10 protein-coding genes are annotated in these 25,026 nt (G+C 44.4%); all 10 read left to right on the top strand.

Annotation, left to right across the window (positions count from 1 at the left end; translation table 11 throughout):
- The first annotated feature begins 280 nt into the window (after nucleotides 1-280).
- Nucleotides 281-1,246 carry a transcriptional regulator LsrR gene (lsrR, locus tag ACGF49_RS05995; RefSeq protein WP_113041785.1) on the top strand — a complete coding sequence of 322 codons (966 nt, stop codon included), beginning with the start codon at nucleotides 281-283 and terminating at the stop codon, nucleotides 1,244-1,246.
- A 214-nt stretch (nucleotides 1,247-1,460) separates the two neighbouring features.
- Nucleotides 1,461-3,053 (top strand): autoinducer-2 kinase, encoded by a 1,593-nt coding sequence (lsrK, locus tag ACGF49_RS05990; protein ID WP_113041786.1) that lies wholly within the window; start codon nucleotides 1,461-1,463, stop codon nucleotides 3,051-3,053.
- A gap of 568 nt (nucleotides 3,054-3,621) precedes the next feature.
- Entirely contained in the window at nucleotides 3,622-5,274 is a 1,653-nt protein-coding gene (locus tag ACGF49_RS05985) for a thiamine pyrophosphate-binding protein (RefSeq protein WP_262978387.1), read from the top strand.
- A gap of 47 nt (nucleotides 5,275-5,321) precedes the next feature.
- Nucleotides 5,322-6,788 (top strand): nucleotidyltransferase domain-containing protein, encoded by a 1,467-nt coding sequence (locus tag ACGF49_RS05980; RefSeq protein WP_205068584.1) that lies wholly within the window; start codon nucleotides 5,322-5,324, stop codon nucleotides 6,786-6,788.
- Nucleotides 6,789-6,949: 161 nt separating this feature from the next.
- Nucleotides 6,950-8,170: a citrate/2-methylcitrate synthase gene (locus ACGF49_RS05975; RefSeq protein ID WP_113044225.1), complete on the top strand. Its 1,221-nt coding sequence runs from the start codon at nucleotides 6,950-6,952 to the stop codon at nucleotides 8,168-8,170.
- A complete protein-coding gene (locus tag ACGF49_RS05970; protein ID WP_113044224.1) occupies nucleotides 8,167-9,009 on the top strand; it encodes a hypothetical protein in 843 nt (280 codons plus the stop codon). The genes ACGF49_RS05975 and ACGF49_RS05970 overlap by 4 nt, the downstream gene beginning before the upstream one ends.
- A 24-nt stretch (nucleotides 9,010-9,033) precedes the next feature.
- Nucleotides 9,034-10,200 carry an MFS transporter gene (locus ACGF49_RS05965; RefSeq protein ID WP_228901754.1) on the top strand — a complete coding sequence of 389 codons (1,167 nt, stop codon included), beginning with the start codon at nucleotides 9,034-9,036 and terminating at the stop codon, nucleotides 10,198-10,200.
- A complete protein-coding gene (locus tag ACGF49_RS05960) occupies nucleotides 10,193-11,803 on the top strand; it encodes an AMP-binding protein (RefSeq protein ID WP_387490099.1) in 1,611 nt (536 codons plus the stop codon). The genes ACGF49_RS05965 and ACGF49_RS05960 overlap by 8 nt, the downstream gene beginning before the upstream one ends.
- 309 nt (nucleotides 11,804-12,112) lie before the next feature.
- Nucleotides 12,113-13,435, top strand: a complete 1,323-nt coding sequence (locus ACGF49_RS05955; RefSeq protein ID WP_113044222.1) for an aromatic acid/H+ symport family MFS transporter — start codon at nucleotides 12,113-12,115, stop codon at nucleotides 13,433-13,435.
- 1,161 nt (nucleotides 13,436-14,596) lie between these two features.
- Complete coding sequence (locus tag ACGF49_RS05950) at nucleotides 14,597-24,532, top strand: amino acid adenylation domain-containing protein (RefSeq protein WP_387490094.1); 9,936 nt, start codon at nucleotides 14,597-14,599, stop codon at nucleotides 24,530-24,532.
- Nucleotides 24,533-25,026: the final 494 nt, after the last annotated feature.

Genomic DNA, 25,026 nt, shown 5'->3' with positions numbered 1-25,026 from the left:
ATCACATTTTGTGAAAAATTTATATATTCATTGAATTGTGTTCAAATTTTTGCGGTAAAACTCTGGCGTGTTATACGTTTTAATGGTTATCTGTTGAGCGCGGATAAAAGAAAGTGGTTATGTCGATAAAATCAGTGAAAGAAAAATCAGCTAAAGAGAAAAATATAGACCCTATGGATTTCAAGATGCATCGCGACGGCAAGGGAACGAATCCCCGGGAGCATAGGGAACTATGTGACCGGGGTGAGAGAGTGCAGCCAACAAAGAGGCAACTTGAAAGATGACGGGTATATCGTCTGAGGACACCTATCCGGGTAATAGCATGAGTGAAGAAGAGCTGCTTGCGCGTATTGCATGGTTTTACTATCACGATGGCCTGACACAAGGTGACATCGGCGATTTGCTTGGTTTAAGCCGGTTAAAAGTTTCCAGATTACTGGAGAAAGGGCGGCAATCAGGCGTCATTCGGGTACAAATTAACTCTCGTTACGAGGGGTGTTTGGCACTGGAAGATACCCTGCAAAAACATTTCTCTTTGAAACAGGTACGCGTTTTGCCTGCGCTGGCAAATATGAATCTTAATGCCAGATTGGGGGTTGGCGCGGCACATTTGCTGATGGCATTGATTGAACCGCAGCAATTATTGGCTGTGGGATTTGGTGAAACTACCATGTGCACATTGCAACATTTAAGTGGTTTTATCTCATCACAACAAATTAGGCTAGTCACATTATCCGGTGGCGTCGGTCCTTACATGACCGGTATTGGTCAACTGGATGCAGCCTGTTCAATCAGTATTATCCCCGCCCCATTACGTGCTTCCACTGCTCAGGTTGCTGAAACATTTCGTCAGGAGAGCAGTGTCCGAGATGTTTTGCTAGCGGCTTGTGCGGCTGATATTGCTATCGTTGGTATTGGCGCAGTTAATCAGAAACAGCAGGCGACAATTATGCGTTCTGGCTATATCAGTGATGGTGAACAGCTAATGTTTGGTCGGAAAGGCGCTGTGGGCGATATCCTTGGCTATTTTATGCGCGTTGATGGTGAGCTGGTGGAGGATATGCAAATTCATCAGGAGCTGATTGGTATCTCCATGCCAGAACTGAAAACCATCCCGACAGTGATTGGCGTTGCGGGAGGGGAAGAGAAAGCGGAAGCCATTATTGCTGCGCTGAATGGTCAATATATCAATGGGCTGGTGACGGAAGAACAGACTGCCAGAGCGATGCTGGATTTGCTGCGCTGAACCCTGTATTTACTCTATCCGTGAAATAAGCAGAAAAAATTTGAGGTAAAGCTATACCCTATGGATTTCAAGATGGAACGCGGCGGCAAGGGAGCGAATCCCCGGGAGCATAGAGAACTATGTGACCGGGGTGAGTGAGTGCAGCCAACAAAGAGGCAACTTGAAAGATGACGGGTATATAAATTCAAAAAGTAATTGAACTGAGGATAGCATCATGAATCAACGCCGTAGTGTTAATCCATCGGGAAAATATCTGATGGCGCTTGATGCAGGAACAGGGAGTGTTCGTGCAGTGATATTTGATCTTGAAGGGAATCAAATAGCTGCGGGGCAGGCTGAATGGATACATCAGCCTGTACCTGATGTACCGGGTTCAATGGAGTTTGATTTAGCGACGAACTGGCAGCTCGCTTGCCAATGTATTCGCCAGGCGCTAAAAACCGCGCAATTGCCCGCCAGTGCTATTCAGGGGGTGGCTTCTTGCTCTATGCGGGAAGGTATCGTGCTTTATAACCGCAATGGTGAGCCGATCTGGGCTTGTGCTAATGTGGATGCGCGTTCCAGCCAAGAAGTGAGTGAATTGAAGGCGTTGTATGACAGCACTTTTGAATATGATGTGTATCGGTGTTCAGGGCAAACATTAGCGTTGGGTGCAATGCCTCGTCTGTTATGGTTGGCTCATCATCGCCCGGCTATCTATCGTCAGGCAGCCGCTTTAACCATGATCAGCGACTGGCTGGCAAATATGCTCAGTGGTGAATTGGCTGTTGATCCCTCCAATGCGGGTACGACAGGTATGCTGGATCTGGTGAGCCGTGATTGGCGTCCCGATTTACTTGAGATGGCAGGATTGCGTTCCGATATTCTTTCGCCGGTAAAAGAGACTGGGACCTTGTTAGGTTACGTCACGGAGAAAGCTTCTGCTCAATGTGGACTGAATATTGGCACACCGGTCATTATGGGCGGTGGTGATGTCCAACTTGGTTGTCTTGGTTTAGGTGTTGTTAAGCCAGCGCAGACTGCCGTTATCGGTGGTACTTTCTGGCAGCAGGTTGTTAATTTACCAGCGCCGGTTACTGACCCAAATATGAATACACGGATAAACCCTCATGTTATTCCCGGTATGGTGCAGGCGGAGTCCATTAGTTTCTTTACTGGCTTGACGATGCGTTGGTTTAGGGATGCATTTTGCGCGGAAGAAAAGCTGTTGGCGGAGCGTCTTGGCGTTGATACTTATAGCTTATTGGAAGATATGGCGGCCAGAGTCCCGGCGGGCGCTTATGGTGTTATACCCATTTTCTCTGATGTGATGCGGTTTAAAGCTTGGTATCATGCCGCACCTTCCTTTATTAACCTTTCCATTGATCCTGAGAAATGCAATAAAGCGACCCTATTTCGTGCGTTGGAAGAGAATGCAGCGATTGTCTCGGCCTGTAATCTGGATCTGATTTCTGCCTTTTCGGCAGTAAAACCGGATTCACTGGTATTCGCTGGTGGTGGTTCAAAAGGAAAATTATGGAGCCAGATTTTATCTGATGTGGCAGGGTTGCCGGTTCGGGTGCCGATGGTTAAAGAATCGACCGCTTTAGGCTGTGCAATTGCTGCTGGAGTGGGGGTTGGGCTTTATGATGCAATGGGGACGACAGGGGAAAAACTGGTGCGTTGGCAACATGAATATCAGCCAAATCCTGAACATTATGAAGTATATCAAAAGGCTAAACAGGATTGGCAGGCGATATATGCTGATCAATTAACGTTGGTCGATCATGGTTTGACAACTTCATTATGGAAAGCGCCGGGATTATAGCTTGCAATAAGTTGATCTGCCGTATTGCTGGGTGCGCTTGTGCTGATAGGCGACTTGTGCACCAAGTATTCCCTTAATTTTTTAATTAATTTTGCATGGATTGATGGTAATGGTTACTTGTCTCATGAAACCGTACTATTGTTTGGTTTTATTCAACTAAGAATGAATAGACATGTAGGAACAAAGACTTAAGTCTAGATTCTTGCTTATTAATCAGGTTGTAAAAATCGGATTAGGTTCTTTTTTAAACTATCTACTATTTTGAAAATTTGCCTTGTTGCTATTTACTATTGTGACGATAATCAAATTAGTTTTCTTGACTGATATAAATAATTAAACTACTTTTTAATAGCTACCCTGTATAAGCTAATTCAAAAAAATCGATTTAGCAGTTATCACGATATTTATGTAGTTAAGTTCCTTGTATGAGCTGGATCACACAAAAAGCCTTTTTAGAGCTGAAGATTAATATTGGCATAGTCTGTACATATTAAAAATATCTGAATTTTTAATAAACATTCATGAATGTTGCTTTATAAATTAAACTCTAAACACAAAGGACGACCACATGAAACTTGATGAACTATTTCTGCGTGCGCTTGCGCGCCAAGGTGTAACCAAATGCTTCGGTATTGTAGGCGGTGAAGCAGAGGCTATTAGATTTGCAAATCAAATTGGTATCGAATTCTTCCTTACAAGACATGAATTTACAGCTGGCATTATGGCTGATGTTTTAGGAAGATTTACAGGAAAACCGCAAATGTGCTGGTCTACTTTTGGTCCCGGCCTTACCAATATAGCGACAGGAGTATGTTCAGGAATATTAGATCGTTCTCCTATGATAGTAGCATCAGCTCAAATACCAAATGAACAGGCTAAGTACAACTTAACTCATCAATGTATTGATAATGTAAGTTTTATGAAGCCAATTACAAAGGTAAGTTTCCAGATCGAAGGTATTAAAGACATTCGACAAAAAATCCCTTCCGCAATAAAGGTATCTATTGATAAATTACCTGGCCCAGTTTATATGAGTATACCTATAGATGTCCTTAAGCAGGAAATCTCTGCTCAAGAAGCTGCTAATATTCTTGAAGGATTGCAAATACCAAAAAGAACGGAACCTGCGGCACCTGTAGTGGCTAATTTGGAAAAAGTAGCTAGCTTGGTAAATAATTCACGTTATCCAATGATCATCATTGGTAACCAGGTACTACGGGAACAAGCTCAAAATGAAGTAAGACTCTTTGCAGAGCAGCTCAATGTTCCAATAATATGTTCTTTGGCTGCAAAAGGTGCAATATCTGAAAAACATCGTTTATTTTTAACCGCAGCTAATAAATATCTTGATGGAGTATATCGTCGGCCAATAGTATCAGACCTTTTCGACGATGTTGATCTTCTTATTTTAATCGGTTACGACTTTGGGGAAGATCTAAAACCATCTTTGTGGGGCTGTAATAAGGATACTATTGTAATAAATAGTTTCGATATTCCGATGGAAGAAGTTTTTCAGCCAAAAGTGAATTGTTTAGGCAATATTGAGCAGTCATTGCGTTATCTCAGGAATGTTTGTACTGTGAGGAACCAAGGTTTCTCTGAAAAACATAAAGAGCTTAAAGAGATCTTCGATGAGCGAAAAGCAATTAGTGTTAAGCCTGGAACGACTGATATTCCTAGGATTATGAAGGTAATCAGCAACTATTTGGGGGATAGTGGTATTCTATGCAGTGATGTCGGTTTGCACAAACAGTACGCTGGTTTATTAGCCCCTACTCATATGCCTAATAGATTCATCTGTTCCAACGTGTGTGGAAGTTTTGGTTTCGGCCTTCCCGCAGCGTTAGCCGCGAAGCTTTGTAATCCCTCAGAAAAAGTTGTAGCCATTTGTGGCGATGGCGGTTTTCATTCTACAAGTCAAGACTTGGAAACAGCTGTTAGATACAAATTGCCAGTTATCATCATAGTACTGTCAGATTCTTGTTTCGGTTTAATAAAGTATTATCAAGGCTTACATAGTGAAGAACCGGTAAAAGGCATGACAGAGCTAGGGCCGGTTCAATTTCATTTATTGGCGAATGCTAACGGAATGAAATCTGTTTTACTCAAGAATCCAGAAGAACTTCCGAAAGTCTTGGAACAGGCATATCTTCTTAATGAACCGTTTTTAATTGAGATCCCTGTTGCTTACGACTATAACCTATTAAAGCATGTAGCTTGATTCGATGCATGATTTATGGATTTGATATACTTATAGAGTAAATTTATATGGACGCAAGAACTGACTATTTTATTCAGTCCGCGTTAGAAGTTTTTGGAGAGAATCTCCTTGGTATTGTGGAAACTGATTCATATCTCCGTCAACCCGATTATTCTTCTCGGTGTGTGAGGCATTTCTACGTGATTTTACCTGATAATTTCGTCACAGGTTGCATTACATCGCTAAGATACCTTCAGGCGGAGTTTTTTGAGTTTACCCTAAATTATCTTACGATTAATGAGTTGTCATATTATCCGCCTCATTGTATGTGGCAATTTACTAAGAATCCTTGGCTCTTACGGTCGGAAAAAATAAGTGATGTGGTACTCCCTAATATCAAAGGAAATCTTGATATATATAGACAAGCAGTTTTTAGCGTTGCTCATATTGCACGTCTTTACTACCTCAGAAACTTGACGCCAAAGACTCACGTTTGGGGAGTACGCCAGCTTGGTTGGGCAATGCGTTACGCCGAATTGGGGCTATATCGTTTGCTCGAATCGGAGGAACTATCTTGTATTCACAAAAATAGTGCATATGTTTTGAAAATACCAACAGAAGATCTTAATTGGCTGGTCACTTGCAATACATCTTGGCAAAAGTTTGAAAAAGAACTTTTATCCAATATTAATATTTTTCGTGATGCAGCGGCACGGTTAAGTGGAATCGCGGAGTACTATTCGACGTTGTTGCAGCACTTTTACCCGGAGACACGTATTGTTTCAGCACAGGGTAAAGTAGACGATCTTCTTTCATTACAACCGATTATTGATCAAGTGATTATTCTTTTAAGGCAGTTTATTGGAGATAGATTATTAGCCTTTTATCTCCACGGTAGTGCTGCCCGAGGTGATATGAGAAGTGGTTCAGATATAGACTCTATTGTTATCGTGGATAAGGTCGATACAGTTATCCTTGAAGCAATTCGCTCAACACAATCTAGGTTTAAGGATTTATCCATCTCTGTATATAGTGAATCGAATGTTCACCAGTATCCTAGTTTCAGAGCATATGCGCTCATTAATGGAACTAAGCGTGTCTATGGGGATCTTGCTTTAGAAATGAAACCGTCATTGAAAGGCGATATATATGGCATTATTAATAATTTATTTACTATAAGGCAAATAGCTCGTTCTTATCTGATTTCTGGTACATATGGACATCGAGCACATTATATGCTTGGGCTGATGATGAAACTTACCGATCACGGTTGCTTACGCCCTTTGCAAATCCTAAAAAGTGGTTTCTATCCAACAAAGAAAACTCAGGTTTTGGAATATTACAGAGACAACGAAATTCTCACCGACATTATTAAATATACGCAAAACCTAAAAGAAAGTGAGAATACGCTGAAGAAAAAATTGCTTATTGGAAGTCGAGCGGAATTAGAAAATTTATTCTATTCATTACTTGACGCATGTGAAATAGTGGCAGAGAAATTACATATGGTACAGGTCGAGAAGTCAATTTTATAGACGGAATGATGCTAGTTCTTTTAGCTAAACATATTACGATGAGTAAGATATTGATTCGTATCCAAACATCGTCATTAGCTAGTGTAATAATTTGATTATTGTAATCCTATTTAAATCAATGTGTCAGTTTAATGAACATATATTATGAAGAGGAATAGAGCATGACATCGAAAATTTTGGCAAGATCAATTAACGAATTTTTTGAAGTACAACAATTGTCAGACCAAACTATTCTCAAGCCAAATCGAAAAATAAAGATGAAGATACTCGATGAAGGTTTAATGCAAACAGCCATCTGTAGAAGTAATATAGGTCGAATCGATGAAAAAGAGTTGAAGCTTGAGTACCGAGGCCATAATGTCCGAGACCTAGCAAATAACTATTCTTTTAGTGATGTTGTGTATCTTCTGATTACAGGAAAACTAAATTCAGAAGGATCAGAAGGAAGTGAAGAGTTTTTAGATATGCTCCATAACAATTACCTATCAGCACTCAAGCATATTGAAAAGTTAACACCAGTAATATTCGATACTACTCCCACTGATTTCCTCACAATTGCAGTTTTATCTTCGCAGGGTAAATGGCTTTCTGACTGTTCTGTAAAAACAAAGGACGAACGTTTGATAATTACTGCATCTATTTTGGCAGCAATAGCTGCCGCAATTGCTATATATGCTCAGAAATATGCTATATCCGAACCTGTATTTAAAACTTTTTTCGGTACTAAGCATCGATTCTTTGCAAGCTTTTTAGCAACATGTTTTGGCCAACAGTGTGACGATGTAGCAGAAGAAATGTTAAACAAGTTTTTAATTCTTCATGCAGAACATGGGCTGAACTGCTCAACTGCAACCGTTAGAGCTGTAGCGAGTTCCGGTGCAGATCCATTTAATGCTGTAGCTGCGGGTATTTGCGCATTCAGCGGTCCTCTTCATGGCGGAGCGAGTGGGGCAGTTGGTTTAATGATCGATGATATACACGATAATTCTAAAAATATTAGTACTTTTATTGATGAACTAGTAGAAAGAAAGCAACGTCTTATGGGATTTGGTCATCGAATTTACAAACAACCAGACCCACGAGCTTCTTACATGAGCGATATTCTTATCAAACAGAAGGCAAAATTCGATGTTATTTCTTCCTATGTAAATATTTCACAGGAACTTGCATCGGAAGTATCGAAAAGGCCGTATTTTTCGCAACGGGGATTATACCCAAATCCGGATCTATTTAATGGGTTGCTACTTCGTAGAGCTGGTTTCAAGTCGCACATGAATACTGCTCTCCTTTGCTTTAGTCGTGCTGCTGGTTGGTTGGCTCATTACTATGACAGTATTGACAGTAAAGCGCCAATTCTGCGACCACAGGAGCTATATTTATGAAAACAAAGCATAAACCAGTACGGAAACTAATTGTATTTGGATGTGGTCCTCACTTTTTAAATAGATATTTAGATGTTCTATTGGAGTACCGCGATACCATTGAGGTTATGCTTATAGTTGACTTGAAATGCCGAGAAATGAAAATTCGCTGTGCATTAAATGAGAAGGGATTAAAGCCCAGAGCATACTTATTTCTTGATGAAAAATACAGAAATTATCCAGATTCAGACGAAATTTACAGGTTACTTTCTGCAATTCCAGAAGTCTATCAGGCTGATGCTGTTATAGTAAGCACTGAACCAAAAGCTCATAAAGTATATGCTCTATGGGCAGCCGAAAATGGACTGAACGTGTTAGTAATAGGAAATTATTCCAAAGGTATTCAACATCGAATGTTTTTCAGCATGGATCTGATAGAAACAACCTTAACTGGCAGGATAATGCCGAATAGTATTCCAAGCGATGGACGAATACGACAGGAAATCGTAAATATTCATCTAGGGCATTTCTGCTCAATTAGCATCGTATCGAATTCTTTTCGGAAACTGACAGAAGGTGACACGATACCGGAAGATTTTAATATAACTATTGCTACCCATCCAATGTTTACCCGGAGGGGAGAACAAACTGTGTTACGAATCAACCGCAAAGATCTATCACAGTTAAACCCAAGCCTCCCTCTATGCGCGGGCTTGAATGTCCACGCAAGAAAAGAGCAGCTTCGCGATTTTTTAAGTGGTGGAGATGCGAACTCAGAGTTATCAACTCACGAAAATTCAGTTGCATTGCTTGCTGCGGTTTATGAACAGGTCTCTAAGACAAACACAGTTCCTCAATAGTTCAAGTAGAGTAGAGGCCGAGTTATGAACGGAAAATTAGATCTGCTACCTTTTACTACATTTGTTCGAGGTTTCCTTTTTTGGGCCGCAGCTACTGCGGCCGTGGGTTATATACCTTTGTTTGTAGAAACAACGGATTTTTCCACAACACAAGCAGCCGTCTTCCTATCGGGAACTGCTATTGGAAGAATGGTATTCCAGCCTATTATGGGGCAATTTATCTCACTTAAAAATTGTTTACAGATATATACCGGTGCATTAATTGGACTTATGTCTTGTAGCATCTGTTTATTCCTTTTTAGCAACCCTGTTAGTTTACTATTGTGTTCCAGACTGCTGGAAGGGGCTTTTTTTTCAGGATTCATTATCTCTTGGCGAACGCAGCTTAATAGATTTTCCCAATCTCCGAATTTTGAGTCGGTGAATGATAGCTATGTTATTTCCCAAAATGCTGGGCGTTTAGCGGGTCCAATGGCAGGTGGGATTATCGTTGCGAAGTTTGACCTTTATAGTGTTTTCTTATTCTCAGCAATTCTGTATTCCTTGTGTCTGATAATATTGCCCCAAAAAACTGCTATTACATCTACTGACAATCATAGTCGTGAACATATTCGGATAACGTTAGCTCAACTCCTTAGTCGTAATTGGAGGTTACTTCTGGTTCACCATCTGGAATTTATGTGTCTTGGTTTATGGTTAGCCTCATGGCCTATCTTTGCTGTATACGCTAGTGGATTCAATCCAATAGAGGTTGGCTATTCGTTTGCTGTTGCGGCTGCGGGAGGTTTTTTTGTTTTACCACTGCGTAAGCTGTTACGAAAAATAGCTTTAAAGGCACGATTCGTCATCTCTCTTATACTTTTGTTTTTGCAACCGAGCGGTGCTCTTTTGATATCAGCTCACTTAGGCTTTTGGGTAATGTTACTATTGGGTGGTCTTGGCAGTACCATTTATTTCACTGCCTTTCATCAGTTTATATCGAAGACTTATCCTGTTGAACAAATACCTGCAATTTATGGATTCTTAGGAACAAGTACTTTCTTAGCTCAAGCAGTCGGCCAAGCTGTAACACCATATGCTCAGCAATTTGGTGGAGTTGATGCACCAATTATTATCGACGCTATATTGCTTCTTATCATGATATCAATCGCTTTTAGCATATATAAAAAAGGGAGTGAGAAATATGACTGATTCTAATTTTTTCTTAAGTGAATATGATGGTGTCGCGCTTTCGCCTATTTCATTTCTAAGACGAGCAATACTGAGTAATGGAGATGATATTGCTGTCATAGATGGAGAATGTCATTGGACTTGGAGCCAATATGCATCTCGGTGTGAAAGGCTTGCAATAGCTTTGAAAAAAATGGGCGTTTGTAAAGAAACAGTTGTGTCCGCGCTTCTACCCAATATACACGAGCTTCTTGAATTACATTTTGCGGTTCCAATGGCAGGCGGTATCTTGAATGCGCTCAGTACCCGAACGGACTCAAATACTTTAAATTTTATATTTAAAAAACTTAATCCTAAGGTATTGTTTATTGATAGAACCTTTATTTCACTGTTGGATGATGTTTCTCTAGACAAACAAGTAAAGATCATCGTTATTGATGTGGATGGCGCAGTCATTTCAGAATCAATTTCTGACCGGGAATTTATTCAATATGAATCGCTGATAACTACGCATAAATCGGGAGAGTTGTCTTTTTCTCTACGAGATGAACAAGAGGCGATCAGCATAAATGTAACTTCAGGAACAAGTGGACAACCTAAACTTATTGTCTATTCTCACCGTGGCGTGTTTCTTAATTCTATTTCTAATGTTCTGGATTGGGATATACCAAAACGACCGACGTTCTTATGGACGTTACCAATGTTTCACTGTAATGGGTGGTGTTTTCCGTGGGCTATCACTGCTCGGGGAGGTACACACATCTGTATGCGCAAGTTTGACGCAGAAGAAGCGATATTGCTAATGCAGAAGCATAAGGTAACACACTATTGTGGAGCGCCTATTGTCCATTGCGCATTAGGTACTATTGCGCGGAAACAAGGGCTGCATTTTAAGGAGAAAATTCATGGATTAGTCGCAGGTGCGCCGCCTACAGAGATGATGTTTTCTCTATTAGATTCCATTGGAATAGCAGTAACGCAAGTCTATGGTATGACTGAGACATATGGCCCGGTCGTTGTGTGTGAAGAGAAGAGCGATTGGGAGAAGCTCTCTAAATCCGTAAGAATATCCAAGAGGATGCGTCAAGGCATTGTCTCAAATTTACAAGGTCAAGTTTGTGTTATTGAGGAAAATACGGGGTTACAGGTGCCTTTTGATGGAAAGACTGTTGGTGAGCTCGTAATTCGTGGAAATATGGTTGCATCTTATGATCCAGATCGGCATGTGACTCTTGATGCAGCAAGTCAATGGCTTTTCACAGGGGATCTGGCTGTCGTTGAAAATGATGGCTATGTCAGAATTGTAGATAGAAAGAGAGATATTATTATTTCTGGTGGTGAGAATATTTCTAGTCTGGAATTGGAAAATATACTGTCAAACTATCCCGGTGTTTTAGCTGCCGCCGTTGTAGCAAAGCCAGATTCACATTGGGGTGAAGTACCGTATGCATTTATAGAGCTCGAAGAAACTTCATCAGTTACAGAGTATGAATTGGACAATTATATTTGTACGGTAATGGTGCGCTATAAGCGCCCTAAAGGTTATACTTTTTTAACTTTACCCAGAAACGCAAGTGGAAAAATCATAAAAGGGCAATTGAGACAATTGATTAGGAATTCCTGAGATCTCAAGAGTGGGATAGGTTTTTAGAATCACATGTCTTTCATTATTATTAATGCAGATTTTTATCTGTGAATTCAGAGAACAGAGATTTTAAATTAAAGAGATGATTATTAGTCAATGGAAATATTTCAGGGCAATGTTCTAAAGTGAAAATAATAACGTCAAATATGTTTTTCATGATGATAATATGGATATTAATAAAGTTAACGTAGAAAACATCGAAAATAAATTTTCTTTACATCTATTATTAAACTGATAATTTATCTTTATAGTTAAGAGGAGTGAATTTTATGACATTGGTGATTTAAGATGAATAGCACTGAAACAGTCAGTATCCAACATATTATTAATAATCAAAAATTCTCGAAAGTTCAATGGCAAGTATTAATTTTATGTTTCTTAATTGTTGTTATTGATGGTTTTGACACGGTATTAATGGGGTATATTGCACCCGCAGTGGTCAATGATTTTAAAGTAGAAGGTGCTATTCTTGGGCCGGCTATGAGCGCCGCTCTTTTTGGGTTATCGTTGGGTTCGATTTTTGCTGGCCCACTTGCAGATCGGTTTGGTCGAAAGTCAGTGCTGACAATATCCGTCACTGCTTTTGGCCTGCTTAGTCTTGCTACCGCTGTTGCAGATTCAATACAGACATTAACTATTTTGCGTTTTTTGACTGGGTTAGGTCTTGGTGCGGCAATGTCAAATGCAATAACCTTAATATCTGAATATGCCCCAGAGAATCGGCGATCTTTGTTAATAAATATTGTTTTTTGTGGTTTTCCTCTTGGTGCAGCGGTGGGTGGGATAATTTCTGCATGGATTATTCCACATTTTGGTTGGCAAGGGGTTTTGATTTTAGGGGGTATTCTGCCGTTATTTCTATCGCTATTTCTCTTTTCTCTATTACCTGAATCACTTAGGTATTTGGTTTCGAAAGGGGGGGCAGAAGGTAATATAAGACGAATTTTGTCTAAAATGACCGGTAATACTTTAAATGATATAAATAAGTTTACCTTTGATGGAGAAGAAATTATACATAAGTCGTCAATTAAAACGGTTTTATCTAATCGATTCTTAATTGGGACGGCAATGTTATGGATAACCTATTGCATGGGAGCATTGGTTTTTTATGTTCTGACAAGTTGGATGCCGTTTTTAATGAACGATGTTGGTTTCAGTATTAGCATGGCAGCAACATTGACAGCATTATTTCCTTTGGGAGGTGTAATCAGCACGGTTTTTTCCGGTTGGTTAATGGATCGAATTAATCCTCATAAAGTAGTTGCAACTAATTATGCCCTAGCGGGTATTCTGGTCTTTTTTATTGGTCAGGAAGAAAATGTATTATTATTGAGTATTCTTATATTTCTTGCCGGGATAACGATGAATGGCGCTCAGGCGTCGATGGGATCAATCTCTGCACAATTTTATCCGACTCATTGTAGGGCCACGGGGGTTGCCTGGATGTTAGGATTTGGAAGATTTGGTGGGATTTTCGGTACTTTATTTGGCGCAGAATTGATCAGGCTTGAATTAAGTTATAGCACTATTTTTGCCATTTTATCCATTCCAGCTATTTTAGCGGCTTTATCATTAACATTTAAGGATGTGAGTTATAGAAGGCATAAATAGCTAACCTTGAATAATTTAAATATAAAAATATGAGGAGGATACTTTGCTATTAATTACTTGGCGGATAATGTCTTATATCATGTTGGATCATAAGTGTTAATATCCATATTATTTTTAAAATAATATCAATCATAAAGTTTAAATTAATGTTGTTATTGGTTTGTTGTGATTTTAATAAATAATTTAATGTAGGTGTTTAGTTATAAATATATATAGTGAAAAAGTTATTTTTTTATATTTAAAATTTGAATTAGATATAGGGTGTCTTAAAATTAAATTATTTAAATTGGAGGGTGTCTAATTTATGCGATAGTAAATATTATTGAATAGGATATAGATTGCAATGTGTATTATTACAAAACAATATGTAATTAAGTTAAATGTAATTTGTATTTATCTATTTGTGGTATATTCATTAGCGGTATTGTCTTATTGTTGAAAAATAATTTTTTATGAATTATTTTTAGCTTGGCGTTATATTTTGATATAATTGAATGCACAAGATAATTTTATGCCTCTTGAATAAGTGTATTTGTAATTAGTATATATTTTTATTATTGGGGCGGAGGGTTATTTCACAGATGATTATAATGTTTTGATAATTAAATATAAATTACTCTGTTTTATCTTTAAAATACTTAATTTGTTTTTGAAATTATTTTGATCAGGTATTAATTGTAGTCAGATAAAGTTAAAGGTTATACCCTATAGATTTCAAGATGGATCGCGACGGCAAGGGAGTGAATCCCCGGGAGCATAGATAACTATGTGACCGGGGTGAGCGAGTGCAGCCAACAAAGAGGCAACTTGAAAGATGACGGGTATATTTGGTAATTATGAATAATAAATGTAGGTAATGGTTAAGTTTTTAATTATGGAATTTATGATCAGTCAACAAAAATTACAGTGAATTAATTGAGCTTATCTGAAAAATAGGAATAAAAATGGAATATCTCATTCTGTGGTCAGGATAATTGGTATTGAAGATTGGCTAAGTGGCCGTTATTAATCAGGCTGTGGCATCCGATATCTGAGTCTCTTGGATGAATAGCAGATGTGTCCATTTTTATTTTTAGGCAAGAAGTAGGAGAGAAACATTAGTGATGACTGTCGGGAATGACGGTTCTCAAATTTCTAACAGATTCGTTGAGGTAGTAGTAGATGAAAAATAATATTGCTAAAGTGGGAAGTGAGTTTAAAACTCAGACGTCAAAAAATATAACCGATGCAAATGACGTTTCACAACAAACTCGAAATACAAAGAATATCCTTCAGAGACTCACATCCAGTGAATTATTCTGGTATGAGCGTCTTGCTGCTTTGCAACCCCTCCAGTTACCTTTCGAAACCGCCGGAGAACAAACAGAACCCATATGGGCAATGAGCGCTTGGCAGCCCCCTCTGCCAAAAAATGGTGAAGAGGAGCCATTGCGAATGTTGTTGCAGACTTTTGTCATTTACCTTGCGCGTTTGACTGAGCAGACCGTATTCCAAATCGGTTGGAGCGTGGATAAGGTAAAAGATGAATCGGCAAATCTGGCACCGGTGGTGCCTATGGCCATTGAGGTAGCGTTTGATAAGCCTTGGCGTGAGGTAGCTGGCTGGGTTGATGATGAGTTGTCTCGGTTGGCGCAGCACGGCACATTTAGTTGTGATCTCTTCTCTTGCTCTCCTTCATTGCATGCTATCCCGGCGTTGGCAACAAGTCGGCCGTGGCGAATCGCTGTCTCGTTGATAAAGGGTGATAGGCCGCGGGATCAAAAAGTGTCCGGCGAATTGTTGACCCTCCAGATAAATGCACAAAGGGGTTTTCGTTGGATCTACGATGAAAACCGCCTGAGCACGGAAGTCGTTTTGCGGATGAGCGAGCACTTACAGGTGCTGGCAGCATCGAAAAGGACGGGGGATGAAATGCCTATAGGGCAGCTTAATTTGTTGCCAGAGGCTGAACGTACATTGCTACTGGAAACTTGGAACGCGACTGAAACCCCCTATCCTGATCCGTTATGTATTCATCAGTTATTTGAGCAACAGGTAGAGCAAGCTCCAGAGGCCACGGCGTTAGAGTATCAAGGGCAGCGCCTCAGTTATGTTGAATTAAATGCCGGCGCTAACCGGCTGGCGCACCAATTGATTGCATTGGGTGTCGTACCGGACCAGCGGGTAGCAATTTGTGTGGCACGCTCCCCGGCGATGGTGGTGGCGCTGCTGGCGGTGTTGAAAGCGGGTGGGGCCTATGTGCCGCTGGATTCAACCTACCCGGCTGAACGTCTGGCGTATATCCTAAATGATACTGCCCCGTCAGTGGTATTGGCTGATGCGACCGGGAGGGCAGCATTGGGTGACGTCGCGCTAGCCGGGTTGACCGTGCTTGACCCGAATATCCTACCTGACCAACCGGACAGCAATCCCTTAGTGACCGCATTGACACCACAGCATCTGGCCTATGTGATTTACACCTCCGGTTCAACCGGGCAGCCGAAAGGGGTGATGATAGAACATCAGGCGATTTATCAGCGTTATCTGGGCTTTAATGACACTTATACCGTCACTGAGCAAGATCGGGTGTTGCAATTTGCCGCTTTTGCGTTTGATGTTTCAGTAGAGGAATTTTTCTCGGTATTGTGTAACGGGGCCACACTGGTTATCCGGGATGATAGCTGGCTAGCTTCGGTACGGGAATTTATTGCTTTAACCCGGCAACATCGTATTACGATCGTTTCTCTGCCAACCTTATTCTGGTCTGAACTGGCGGCCAGAGATCCCGGGTTACCGCTGCCGGATTGCCTCCGGCTCGTCATGATTGGTGGTGAGGCGGTAAAAAAGAACGCCGTTCAGGACTGGTTTATGCAAGAAGGCTACCGGCCCCGGTTGTTGAATGGTTATGGCCCGACGGAAAATACCGTGACGGTGACCTATAAGGAGATATTATCCCCGGAAGATGCCCGTTCTATCGGTCGGCCGGTTAAAAATTCCCGCATCTATCTGTTGGACAGAGAGGGGAAACCGGTTCCATTGGGTGGCATTGGCGAAATGTACATTGGTGGCGTGGGGGTGGCGCGGGGTTATCTGAACCGACCTGCATTGAGCGCGGAACGTTTTTTGCCAGACCCCTTTAGTTCGGAATCCGATGCGCGAATGTATCGCTCCGGGGATTTGGCCCGCTTTCTGCCGGATGGTGAGCTGGAATTCCTGGGTCGTAACGATGAGCAGGTTAAAATCCGCGGCTTCCGGGTTGAGTTGGGGGAAATTGAAACCCGTTTGGTGGAACACCCGGCGGTACAAGAGGCGGCGGTGCTGGCACTGGATGATGGGCAGCACAAACGGCTGGTCGCCTATGTGGCGGCACAAGTACATGAGAGATTAGCTGCTGATTTACGTGAATACTTGAGGGCGATTTTACCTGACTATATGGTTCCGGTCGCTTTTGTGTGTCTGGATACCTTCCCGCAGACCCCAAGCGGCAAACTGGACCGCAGGGCATTACCGGCGCCAGGAGAGGAAGATTTTGCTCGTCAGATTTATGAAGCGCCGCAAGGGGAGGCTGAGATCGCCTTGGCGGCTATCTGGCGTGAATTATTAGGCATTGAGCAGATAAGCCGGCATGACAGTTTCTTTGCGTTGGGCGGCCATTCACTGCTTGCTGTACGCATGATTGAACGCCTGCGTCACTTGGGGTTGACATTAACTGCGCGTGATCTGTTTCAGTCGCCGGTGCTGTCAGCGCTGGCCCAAGCGTTGGGACAACATCAGGCCGTGATAATACCGCCTAATGTCATCACTCCCACCACCACGGCGCTGACGCCGGAGATGTTGCCACTGATTGATCTGACTCAGGCTGATATTGATCGCATCGTTGAGCTGGTACCGGGCGGGATGACCAATATTCAGGATATCTATGCGTTGTCGCCGTTGCAGGACGGTATCCTGTTCCACCACCTGTTGGAACAGGAAGGCGACCCGTATCTGTTACTCTATCCGGTGGTCTTTGCTAACCGATCTCTGCTGGAGCGTTATCTGGCGGCGGTACAACAGGCGATTGATCGTCATGACATCTTGCGAACGGCTTTTTTTTGGCAAGGATTGTCAGCCCCGGCACAAGTGGTTTGGCGTCGGACACAGTTGCCTGTGACCGAACTGGCGCTAGACCCGGCTGACGGCCCAGTCATTGACCAGTTAACCCGGCGTTTTGATCCGAGTCAGTATCGTCTGGATCTGGGGCAGGCCCCGTTATTGCATTTTGTTATCGCTCAGGAAACTGATGGCCGTTGGTTCTTACTGGAATTACAACATCACCTGATTGGCGACCATGAAACGATGGAAGTAATGCACCGTGAAGTGCGGGCATATTTTGCCGGGCAGGAAGAGAGTCTGCCTACGCCGGCCCCTTTCCGCAATCTGGTGGCTCAGTCTCGGTTGGGGGTGAGTCAAGCAGCGCATACCCGTTTCTTTACCGACATGTTGGCGGAGGTGGATGAGCCGACGTTGCCATTTGGGCTGGCGGAGGTGCATCGTGACGGATCTCGCATGACAGAATCCCACCGGATGCTGACCGCTACGTTAAATGATCGCCTGCGCAGTCAGGCCCGGCGTTTGGGTGTTAGTCTGGCGGCGTTGTGTCATCTGGCTTGGGCGCAAGTGTTGTCGCATACCAGCGGGCAAGAGAAAGTGGTGTTTGGCACCGTCCTGTTTGGCCGTATGGCGGCGGGGGAAGGAGCAGACAATGGCATGGGGTTATTTATGAATACCTTGCCGTTGCGACTAGATATTGACGAGACCCCGGTAGAGGATAGCGTACGGGCGGTGCATCTACGATTGGCTGAATTGCTGGAGCATGAGCATGCTTCACTGGCGCTGGCCCAGCGGTGCAGTGGGATACAGGGTGAAACCCCACTCTTTAGCGCCCTGTTCAACTATCGCCATAATGAGCAACTGGCGGCGTTGGATGAGACGATGGCCGGGATTGAATTCCTGGGCGAACAGGAACGGACTAACTATCCATTTGGCCTGTCGGTGGAGGATGGGAGTTCCACGTTGGGGCTGACCGCTCAGGTGGTACAGCCGTTTGAACCAGAGAGACTATGCGGTTATATGCAACAGGCGCTGGAAAGTTTGGTAGATGCGCTTGAACAGGCCCCGGAGACGCCGGTACGTGTGCTGAACGTCCTGCCTGAAACGGAGCGGACACTGTTGCTGGAAACCTTGAATGCCACTGAAACCCCCTATCCTGACCCATTATGTATTCATCAACTGTTTGAACAGCAGGTAGAGAAAACCCCGGAAGCGACCGCGTTAGTCTATGAAGGGCAAACGCTCAGTTATGCCGAATTAAATGCTCGCGCCAACCGCTTTGCTCACCAACTAATTGCATTGGGCGTTATACCGGATCAGCGGGTGGCGATTTGCATGGCACGTTCACCGGCGGTAGTGGTGGCTTTATTGGCGGTGCTGAAAGCGGGTGGGGCTTATGTGCCGCTGGACCCGACTTATCCGGGAGAACGTCTGACGTATATCCTGAATGATACCGCCCCGTCAGTGGTATTGGTTGATGAAGCTGGCCGGGCGGCGCTTGGCGAACTGGCACTGGCCGGGCTGACGGTACTTGACTCGCATATTTTGCCAGATCAGCCGGACAGTAACCCACAGGTAGCCGAGCTGACGCCACAACATCTGGTTTATGTCATCTATACCTCCGGTTCAACCGGGCAGCCGAAAGGGGTGATGATAGAACATCAGGCACTATATCAACGTCATCTGGGTTTTAATGAGACCTATGCCGTCACTGCGCAAGACCGGTTATTACAATTTGCCTCTTTTGCGTTCGATGTTTCGGTCGAGGAATGCTGCTTGTCATTGTGTAATGGCGCCACGTTAGTGATGCGTGATGAGCGTTGGCTGACTTCGATGCAGGAATTTATTGCCTTAGCCGGGCAAAACCGTATCACAGTGATGTCTCTGCCGGCGTTATTTTGGTCCGAATTGGTTGCCAGAGATAATGGATTACCGTTACCAGATTGCCTCAGACTCATCATCATTGGGGGGGAGGCAGTGAAAAAGAGCGCCGTTCAGGATTGGTTTACGCGAGAAGTCCACCGCCCTCGACTGCTGAATGCCTATGGCCCGACGGAAAATACCGTGACGGCGACCTGTAAGGAGATATTATTCCTGACAGATGATCATTCTATCGGGCGGCCGGTTAAAAATACCTGTATTTACCTGCTGGACAAATACGGTCAGCCCGTTCCATTAGGTTGCATTGGCGAAATGTATATTGGCGGCGTGGGTGTGGCACGGAGCTATCTTAACCAGCCGGAATTGAGTGCGGAACGTTTTATAGCCGATCCCTTTAGTCCGATATCCGGTGCGCGCATGTATCGCACTGGCGATTTGGCCCGCTACTTGCCGGGTGGTGAGCTGGAATTCCTGGGCCGTAACGACGAACAGGTAAAAATTCGAGGCTTTCGAATTGAACTGGGGGAGATTGAAACTCGGTTGATGGAACACCCAGCGGTACAAGAGGCGGCGGTGTTGGCACTGGATGACGGGCAGCACAAACGGCTGGTCGCCTATGTGGCAGCGCAAGCGCATGAGAGATTAGCTGCTGATTTACGTGAATACTTGAGTACGATTTTACCTGACTATATGGTACCGGTTGCCTTTGTACGTCTGGATACCTTCCCGCAGACCCCGAACGGCAAGCTAGATCGCCGGGCATTACCGGCACCGCGGGAGGAAGATTTTGCCCGTCAAGTCTATGAGGCGCCGCAAGGGGAAGCCGAGATAGCTTTGGCGGCCATCTGGAGTGAGTTATTGGGCATTGAGCAGATTAGCCGACATGACAGCTTCTTTGTGTTGGGCGGTCATTCATTGCTCGCGGTACGCATGATTGAACGCTTGCGTCACTTGGGGTTGACACTGACGGCGCGAGATCTGTTCCAATTTCCGGTGTTGTCAGACTTGGCCCAAACATTGGGACAGCATCAGGCTGTCGTGGTGCCGCCTAACGTCATCACTTCGGCCACTACGGCGCTGACGCCGGAAATGTTGCCGCTGATTGATCTGACTCAGACTGATATTGATCGCATCGTCAGACAAGTGCCGGGTGGCGTGGCTAATATTCAGGATATCTATGCCTTGTCACCATTGCAGGACGGTATCCTGTTCCATCACTTGTTGGAACAGAAAGGCGACCCGTATCTGTTGCTCTATCCGGTGATCTTTGAAAATCGCTCCCTATTGGACCGTTATCTGGCGGCGGTACAACAGGCGATTGATCGCCATGACATCCTACGTACGGCTTTTATCTGGGAAGGATTATCCGTTCCGGCGCAGGTGGTCTGGCGTCAGGCGCGGTTGCCTGTGACGGAATTGACGCTAGACCCGGCGGACGGTCCAGTCATTGACCAGTTAACCCGGCGTTTTGATCCGGGGCATTATCGTCTTAATTTAAGTCAGGCACCGCTACTGCATTTTGTCATCACTCAGGAAACCGATGGACGCTGGTTCTTACTGGAATTGCAGCATCACTTGATTGGTGACCATGAAACGCTGGAAGTGATGCACCGTGAAGTGCAGGCCTATTTTACCGGGCAGGGGGATAGCCTGCCGGCACCGGTGCCTTTCCGCAATCTGGTGGCTCAGACCCGGTTGAAGGGGGATCAGGCAGCACATACCCGTTTCTTTACCGACATGTTGGCGACGGTGGATGAGCCAACATTCCCATTCGGACTGACGGAGGTGCATCGTGACGGCTCTCAAATGAGGGAGTTTCACCGGATGTTGGCACCTGAGCTGAATGATCGGCTGCGTAGTCAGGCTCGGCATTTGGGTGTCAGTTTGGCGGCGTTGTGTCATCTGGCTTGGGCACAGGTACTATCGCATACCAGCGGTCAGGAGAAAGTGGTGTTTGGCACCGTCCTGTTTGGGCGCATGGAGGCGGGAGAGGGGGCAGACAATGGCATGGGGCTGTTTATGAATACCCTGCCGTTGCGACTGGATGTCGATGATACTCCGGTAGAGGAGAGCGTGCGTGCGGTGCATCTGCGACTGGCCGGGTTGCTGGAACATGAGCATGCCTCACTGGCGCTGGCCCAGCGGTGCAGTGGTATTGCCAGCGGTACGCCACTCTTTAGCGCTCTGTTCAACTATCGACACAATGCCTTATCGGCAATGTCGGATGACATCATCACAGGTGTTGAATTTCTGGATGGACAGGAGCGGACTAACTATCCATTTGGGCTGTCGATAGAGGATGGGGGTTCCACATTGGGGCTGACCGCTCTGGTGGTGCAGCCGTTTGAGCCAGAGAGACTATGCGGTTATATGCAGCAGGCGCTGGAAAGTCTGGTGGAAGCGCTTGAACAGGCCCCTGAGACGCCGGTACGTATGCTGAACGTCCTGCCTGAAACGGAACGGATACTGCTATTGGAAACCTTGAATGCTACTGAGACCCCTTATCCTGATCCATTATGTATTCACCAACTGTTTGAGCAGCAGGTAAAGAAAACCCCGGAAGCGACCGCATTAGTCTATGAAGAGCAGACTCTCAGTTATGTCGAATTAAATGCTCGCGCCAACCGCCTTGCCCATCAACTGATTGCATTGGGCGTCATACCGGATCAGCGAGTGGCGATTTGCATGGCACGTTCACCGGCGATAGTGGTGGCTTTGTTGGCGGTGCTAAAAGCCGGTGGGGCTTATGTGCCGCTGGACCCGACTTATCCGGGAGAACGTCTGGCATATATTCTGGATGATACGGCCCCCTCAGTGGTACTGGTTGATGAAGCTGGCCGGGCGACGCTTGGCGAAGAAGTGCTGACCGGATTGACCGTACTTACATCGAATACCCTGCCAGACCAACCGGACAGCAATCCATTGGTGACTGCATTGACACCACAGCATCTGGCTTATGTGATTTACACTTCCGGTTCAACCGGGCAGCCGAAAGGGGTGATGATAGAACATCAGGCGGTGTATCAACGTTATCTGGGTTTTAATGAGACCTATGCCGTCACTGCGCAAGACCGGTTATTACAATTTGCCTCTTTTGCGTTTGATGTTTCAGTAGAGGAATGCTGTTTGTCATTGTGTAATGGCGCCACGTTAGTGATGCGTGATGAGCGTTGGTTAACTTCTATGCAGGAATTTATTGCCTTAGCTTGGCAGAACCGTATCACAGTGATGTCTCTGCCGGCATTATTTTGGTCTGAACTGATTGCCAGAGACAATACACTCCCGCTACCGGATTGCCTCAGGTTCATCATTATTGGTGGTGAAGCCGTTAAAAAGAGTGCTATTCAGGATTGGTTTGCGCGGGAAACCCACCGACCTCGACTGTTGAACGCTTATGGCCCGACGGAAAATACCGTGACGGCGACCTGTAAGGAGATATTATCCCCGGCTGATGATAATTCTATCGGCCAACCGCTTAAAAATACCTGCGTCTACCTACTGGACAGAGACGGTCAACCTGTCCCATTAGGCTGCGTTGGTGAAATGTATATTGGTGGCGTCGGGGTTGCACGGGGCTATCTTAACCAGCCGGAATTGAGCGCAGAACGTTTTATAGCTGATCTCTTTAGTCCGGTATCCGGTGCGCGGATGTATCGCACCGGGGATTTGGCCCGTTACTTGCCAGATGGCAATCTGGAATTCCTGGGTCGTAACGACGAGCAGGTTAAAATTCGAGGCTTCCGGATTGAACTGGGGGAGATTGAAATCCGATTGTTGGAACACCCGGCGGTGCAAGAAGCGGCGGTGTTGGTGTGGGAGGATGGCCGGGACAAGCATTTGGTCGCCTATGTGGTAGCGGAAGCGAATGAAGGTCTGACAGCCAGTTTGCGTGCGCATCTGAGTGCCATTTTGCCGGATTATATGGTGCCGTCAGCTTTTGTGTGTCTGGATGCCTTCCCGCAAACCCCGAACGGTAAGCTAGATCGCCGAGCATTAGTTGCGCCGAGAGAGGAAAATTTTTCTCGTCAGGTCTATGAAGCGCCGCAAGGCGAGACAGAAACTACATTGGCGGCGATTTGGTGTGAGTTATTGGGTGTTGAGCAGGTCAGTCGACATGACAACTTCTTCGTATTAGGCGGCCATTCACTGCTCGCTATGCGAATGACGAATATTGCCGCTGGTCGAGGGATGGTTTGCACATTGAATACTTTGTTCCAATTCCCGGTGCTGGCTGAACTGGCCGCAAAAATCACCTCGGATTTACTGTCTCAACCGCAAAACAGCGCCATATCGGTACGACCTGATGGAACAGGGTTGCCGCTGTTCTTTGTTCCCAGTGGCATGGGTGACTATTCCTATGCTTTCGGGCTGGCTCGGCATATTTCGTCGGACTACCCGATTTATGCGCTGCCTTGGCCGTCCATCAGCGAAGAACCGATGTTAACGATGGAAGAGCAGGCTGCCAGAATGATCACCTTGATGAAAGCGGTTCAACCGGCAGGCCCATATCGGATAGGGGGTTACTCTTCTGGTGGCATATTGGCTTACGCCATTGCTCAACAGCTTTTGAGTGCTGGCGAACGGGTTAATTTCCTGGGGCTGATTGACACGCTTGCTCCTCATTGTTTCGGTGGGCAGAGCTTTGGTCAGCAGATAGCGCAACCCAAACATCAATTTTTTGCTGAATTGGTCAGGCAATTAGGGGAAGAACATTCTAAAGAGATTGCGGTATTGTACCAGCGAATCGATGAATTGAATTTAGTGCAGTTTATTGCCACGGCGCAGGAGCTGGCGTTATATCCCGTCAATCTGAGTGCTGAATTAATGGCAAAGCGTTGGGAACAGATAGAGCATTATGATCAAATAGTCAGAGATTATGAGCCATCAGCATTAGCGGTAACGTTGCATCAGTTTTATGCGCTGGAACCTTATCCGTCTATTTCTTTTGTAACAGATGAAAAGTCAGCGCTTTTAAATATTGATCCGTCGCTAGGTTGGGCGCAGATAATAGTTGATACTTCACTTAAACTCATTGCTATTCCGGGTGACCACTTTAGTTTATTGGAAGATGATGAGAATAAAATTGCTTTAGCTCAGGCATTAAATGTGGCGCTGGCAATTAGTGATGAAGGGGAGGCGGTGTAATATTGATATATTAATGATTTAACCTTGATATGATAATCCGGTATATATTGTTTATGCCGGATTTTTTATTAAAGAAAAATAAAAATGGACATGTCAGACATCAATTCAATATATTCAGAAACTGAATGCCATGCCCCGATTAATAACAATAAATTAGCAACGCCCAATTAACATTTTTAGGATAATATTGATTAATTGACCGCAATTTTTATTAGCTTTAGCTTGCGCCCACTTATCGAAATGACATATATTCGAATTAAAGCCCATGCTCTTAATACCAATTATTATTAATTGACTCTGCAATACATTATCTTGTGGAAAGGCTTTTCTGTGTTAACAACGTAAGAACAGAATCACGTAAGGGAAAATCACAATGAATAGGGTATATACCCGTCATCTTTCAAGTTGCCTCTTTGTTGGCGGCACTCGCTCACCCCGGTCACATAGTTTGCTATGCTCCCGGGGATTCACTCCCTTGCCGTCGCGATGCATCT

This window comes from Photorhabdus sp. RM96S, from assembly GCF_042879335.1.
Classification (GTDB): domain Bacteria; phylum Pseudomonadota; class Gammaproteobacteria; order Enterobacterales; family Enterobacteriaceae; genus Photorhabdus; species Photorhabdus kayaii.
This window is presented reverse-complemented; position numbering and strand designations above follow the sequence as displayed.

Bases quoted from the DNA above. Each gene is read 5' to 3' on its own strand.
- lsrR (WP_113041785.1), top strand. From the start codon at position 281: ATGACGGGTATATCGTCTGAGGACACCTATCCGGGTAATAGCATGAGT.
- lsrK (WP_113041786.1), top strand. From the start codon at position 1,461: ATGAATCAACGCCGTAGTGTTAATCCATCGGGAAAATATCTGATGGCG.
- ACGF49_RS05985 (WP_262978387.1), top strand. From the start codon at position 3,622: ATGAAACTTGATGAACTATTTCTGCGTGCGCTTGCGCGCCAAGGTGTA.
- ACGF49_RS05980 (WP_205068584.1), top strand. From the start codon at position 5,322: ATGGACGCAAGAACTGACTATTTTATTCAGTCCGCGTTAGAAGTTTTT.
- ACGF49_RS05975 (WP_113044225.1), top strand. From the start codon at position 6,950: ATGACATCGAAAATTTTGGCAAGATCAATTAACGAATTTTTTGAAGTA.
- ACGF49_RS05970 (WP_113044224.1), top strand. From the start codon at position 8,167: ATGAAAACAAAGCATAAACCAGTACGGAAACTAATTGTATTTGGATGT.
- ACGF49_RS05965 (WP_228901754.1), top strand. From the start codon at position 9,034: ATGAACGGAAAATTAGATCTGCTACCTTTTACTACATTTGTTCGAGGT.
- ACGF49_RS05960 (WP_387490099.1), top strand. From the start codon at position 10,193: ATGACTGATTCTAATTTTTTCTTAAGTGAATATGATGGTGTCGCGCTT.
- ACGF49_RS05955 (WP_113044222.1), top strand. From the start codon at position 12,113: ATGAATAGCACTGAAACAGTCAGTATCCAACATATTATTAATAATCAA.
- ACGF49_RS05950 (WP_387490094.1), top strand. From the start codon at position 14,597: ATGAAAAATAATATTGCTAAAGTGGGAAGTGAGTTTAAAACTCAGACG.